Source organism: Colwellia sp. C1TZA3, from assembly GCF_007954265.1.
In the GTDB taxonomy this organism is placed as follows: Bacteria; Pseudomonadota; Gammaproteobacteria; order Enterobacterales; family Alteromonadaceae; genus Cognaticolwellia.
In genome coordinates, this window is sequence record NZ_VOLS01000111.1 from 1 (window position 1) to 4,163 (window position 4,163).

Here is a 4,163-nt window from a genome sequence, read left to right on the forward strand (position 1 = left end):
ACCCGCTTATTCACCTGAATTAAATCCAATTGAACAGGTATGGCAGTGGTTAAGACAGAATGAGTTAGCGAATAAATGTTTTAAGGATTATGACGATATTGTTGAATCTTGTAGTAATGCATGGAACGGCTTCATAAGTGATATAAAAAGGGTGAAAGATATATGCTTTAGAGACTGGCTAAATTTGAGTGGTTAATTAATGTAATTGGTATAATACCAATCCCATTAAGTTATTGCTCACTTGTACTAGTTAAAATAGCTCAAGGCTGTGTTGCTCTCAATCCCAATAGCCAGCTATTGCTCAATCGAGCGCCTACCTTGAGTTATTTTTCCTGCGCACAACAAGATCACAAACTTAATGGAACTGGTATAACACCCAAAAATATTGTGCTGCTGGGTCAAACGCTACTATTTCAGGTTTTTCTAGTGTGGTTTTCCAATCACTTTGGGTTTTATCTGTTTTTTGCTTTTCAAGATAAGCATTGACCGATTTTATGGCAGGATCTGAGTTAAAACAACCAGACAATGCTATTAATAACAGCGAGATTAAGCTTGTTTTTAGTAATGAAAGATGACTTTTTAGCATGTGACTTTTTTCCTTTTTATATTGGCTAATATAAGTCTATATGAGGCAGTTTGTAACATCAGGCGAGAGATTAATTAACTCTTCACGGTTGAGCAATTGTAATTTTATGATTTTAATCGCTTATTTAGGCAGTAATACCAAGTTGATTAATTACCTGCTCATTTTTAATGGTTAAAATGAATAACTACAGCGTTATAAAATTTATAAGTAGAATAACTACTGACTAAATTTTATGCCTTGTATTTATCCATTTTTCCTCATGAAAAAGTAGATCACTTAATTAATCAAATTGGTATAACACCATGTCAGTAAAAATAGCTTTTCGTTGTAAACTTAATTTAGCGTGGTTATTTAATTTGATCCGAGCATTACTGACTTCGACACCTAATGAACTTAATAGCGCTAAATAATCGGGAATAGCATAACTGGCTGAAAACTTAGTTAATAACGCGCTAAAAATTTCACTTTGGCTTAACTCATCTAGTTTTTGTGTTATTTCTGTCGCGCTTAGGTATTGCTTAGAGCAGCAAGCTTGGAGTTGTTTTAAGGCTAAATCTAATGAATAAGGTTTAGCTGTATTTTTTGATAACTCTCTTAAGGCAATATCAGCTTTTAGCCAATAAAGGGCACCACTCCAGTAAATGCGCATATAGTTATGGTTTTGACTGATGTGATCACTGACATAAGCTAATCTTTGGTGCGCATAGTTTTGCTGTTTATTAGCGCGTTCAAAGCCCTCATAAATTTTTTGCCACATAGTTTGTTCGTTAAACATGCCGATTCTGGCTTGGGTAATATTTTGATAATAACTGGCTAATCCTTCAGAAAACCATCTAGCGTCAGTGGCGTCATAAGGGATCAGTAAATGACTAAATTCGTGATAAATGGTCCAATCAGCTTTTAAAGCTTCAAGACTACTATTGAGGTTAACCACTAAAGTAACGGTTGGTGGCAACGAGCGACTTACTTCTCCCCAAGGCACGGCACTAGTACCTTGGTTACTGGCTTCAATAACCGTCAGGAAATTTTCCATCGGTAATGTGCCATAAACTAGCCTTAAAGCTTGGTTGGCGTGAATAACCCAGTCGGTAAGTAGCGGTTTTTTATGCTCTGGAATATTGTTGGCAAATTTTATTTTAGGTAATGTTGCCATGTTATGAATGCTTGGCTTTACAGGCGTTGGCGGCGTTAAAACCATAGCGCTAGCATTATTAATAAAACAGCTGCTAAAAGCTATGGTTGTAAAGGCAATGTTTAAAAAAAAGTGGTAACGCTGAGGTGCTATTAGGTTTCGCATATTATTAATTCTTCTTTGAGCCCAGATTATTTAATGGCTAGTTTAATTTATCAGCACATTTTGAGCTGATATATCTAGTTATTGTATAATACCAATCCCATTAAGTTATTACTCACTTGTACTAGTTAAAATAGCTCAAGGCTGTGTTGCTCTCAATCTCAATAGCCAGCTATTGCTCAATCGATCATTCTAAGGTGATCTAATATCTGCTTTACCTTCAGGTTGCAGGTACTTATAGCTAGTCTGGAACAATAAATATGTGCTCTTGAATATTTATTGTTACTTATAATTGCTCTTCGACTTAATTTAATTGGTGTATCAACTAATCTCAGTTAACACTTATTTACTTGGATCATAGCGCTATATTTATCCCCTTTGGCTCAGCGTTGACTATTTGAATCCAAGGGGTTAATTTGCAGCAATAAAACCAAGTTACCTATAATTTGTGCACACATCATCGCCAGGAAAATAAATAATTGTTGTAAATTAATATCACGATGTACTATGGTTTATAGCACTAAAACCAGCTATAAACGACAAGCTAGTTAACTAGTTAAAGGACTGACAATGAAAAAATTCACTTTATTTTATATACTTTTATTTCTACTGAGCACAACATTTAGCCAGCTTAGTTCGGCTAAAACCAGCAGTGACGCTGATGTTACCCAATATATGGCGCTTGCTGGCATTAACGCTGCGCTTAGTAGTATTCCTACGCAAATGAGTGCTATGAATCAACAAATGCAAATGACTGCTAAAGATCCTGAACAAGCGCAAAAGGTGATAAATTTTTTATTAAATGCTTGGCGATTAGATGACGTTAAACAAGTGGTTTTTGAGCATATAAAAGACAATTTTTCTGCAGACGAAATGCAAAAGTTACTTACTTGGCTTAATAGCGACTTAGCACGAAGGATAAAAATGGCTGAAGCAAAAGCTTCGACGCCAAGTTTTAATCAAGACTTGATGAATTATATGGCGATATTGCAAACAACGCCGCCAACCAGAGAACGTATTAAAGTAGTGCGAAATTTTGTTGAAATAACCAACTTAGTCGAGCACTCGCTAAACATTATTATGGCAGTGGCTAAAGGTACTATTGAAGGTTTAATGGTTGCAAACCCAGGGCAGGGTATTAATGAAGTGCAAATTCAAACACAACTAACACAAATGGAAGCGATGATGAGGCCGGCGTTAGAACAGCAAATGATCATGGTTTCTTATTTTATTTATGAGTCATTAACCGAGCAAGAAATCGCACAATATACGCAATTTTATCAACAACCCTTAGGTCAAAAAGAGTTAACTGTAATGTATGAAGGTATAGGCCAAGCGTTAAATTATTGGTCTACCACCGCTTTTGAAGATATTGCTGCAGAATTTATCGAATAAATAACTTTTATATCATTGTTTTTAGCTTAAAGGCGAAAGTATCACTTTCGCCTTTTTTACAAGCATATTGGCAAGCTATAATGCATGGCGGTGAATAAAAAACCACCATGTATATGGTGGTTAGTATTTTAATACAGTTGAGTCGGTTCAAGGTTTTTCGAATGTTATTATTACTTCTGCACGTCCAATTATTGCTACTGTTTTATTTTGGATTTATAAGTCAGCTACGCTGGGTAAAATTTTACTAGAAGCAAAAATTGTTGATGAAAAAACGGGTAATAAACTCACAGTTTAGCAGTCTATCATCCGATATCTTGCTTACTATTTTTCGTTAATTGCATTAGGTTTAGGCTTTTTCTGGATTGCTTGGGACAAAAAACAGGGTTGGCATGATAAAATTGCTGGTACGATTGTTATTCGTTGTTATATACCCGCTCCACTTCAAGGTGCAGGTTTGTGCAAGTCGAGAAAGGGTTAGGTACCAGGCATGGATTGAAGAGAATAGTTGTTCTTGGCAACTGCTCCTGCGTTGCTCTAATAACCCACATCCCTGTGGGAGTATTGTCGAAATCCATAACGCCACAGATGACCCTTTATCGGCTTGCCCGTAGGGAGCTAAGCTAGAAAACCAGTCCAGCGTTGCATACATGGATGTATGTACTTAGGTTTTGTCTGGAACAAAAAACCTGTGCACTACTTGATAAGGTTCCTACATGGCCGTTCTTAGCCATCCATGGCTCCACGGCATTAGTACTTCCATGCACGTCGATGTAGGACATTAGGGTAACGCAGGAGCAGTTACCGAGAATAACCATTATCTTCGTATCGCGCCTTGATCTGATTTCCTAGCTTAACGCTGAAACTGCATCTTGAAGTGGAACGGGTATA

4 protein-coding genes and 1 pseudogene are annotated in these 4,163 nt (G+C 36.6%); 3 read left to right on the forward strand and 2 right to left on the reverse strand.

Features of this window, described 5'->3' with window-relative positions:
- Positions 1-196, forward strand: a 196-nt coding sequence (locus ESZ39_RS17210) for a transposase (protein WP_191321678.1), incomplete at its 5' end; no start/stop codon positions are given.
- A gap of 159 nt (positions 197-355) precedes the next feature.
- Here ESZ39_RS17210 and ESZ39_RS17215 read toward each other — a convergent pair.
- Positions 356-586, reverse strand: coding sequence for a hypothetical protein (locus tag ESZ39_RS17215; protein WP_146881150.1), 231 nt, complete (start codon positions 584-586; stop codon positions 356-358).
- Positions 587-866: 280 nt separating this feature from the next.
- On the reverse strand, positions 867-1,883 hold the full coding sequence (locus ESZ39_RS17220) for a hypothetical protein (RefSeq protein ID WP_146881151.1): 1,017 nt from the start codon (positions 1,881-1,883) through the stop codon (positions 867-869).
- Positions 1,884-2,450: 567 nt separating this feature from the next.
- On the opposite strand from ESZ39_RS17220, the gene ESZ39_RS17225 reads away from it, so the two are divergent.
- On the forward strand, positions 2,451-3,275 hold the full coding sequence (locus ESZ39_RS17225) for a hypothetical protein (protein ID WP_146881152.1): 825 nt from the start codon (positions 2,451-2,453) through the stop codon (positions 3,273-3,275).
- A gap of 169 nt (positions 3,276-3,444) precedes the next feature.
- Positions 3,445-3,753: pseudogene (locus ESZ39_RS18435) on the forward strand (RDD family protein).
- Positions 3,754-4,163: the final 410 nt, after the last annotated feature.

What these genes read in the sequence shown, in the direction of transcription:
- ESZ39_RS17215 (WP_146881150.1), bottom strand. Translation starts at nt 586, where the DNA reads ATGCTAAAAAGTCATCTTTCATTACTAAAAACAAGCTTAATCTCGCTG.
- ESZ39_RS17220 (WP_146881151.1), bottom strand. Translation starts at nt 1,883, where the DNA reads ATGCGAAACCTAATAGCACCTCAGCGTTACCACTTTTTTTTAAACATT.
- ESZ39_RS17225 (WP_146881152.1), top strand. Translation starts at nt 2,451, where the DNA reads ATGAAAAAATTCACTTTATTTTATATACTTTTATTTCTACTGAGCACA.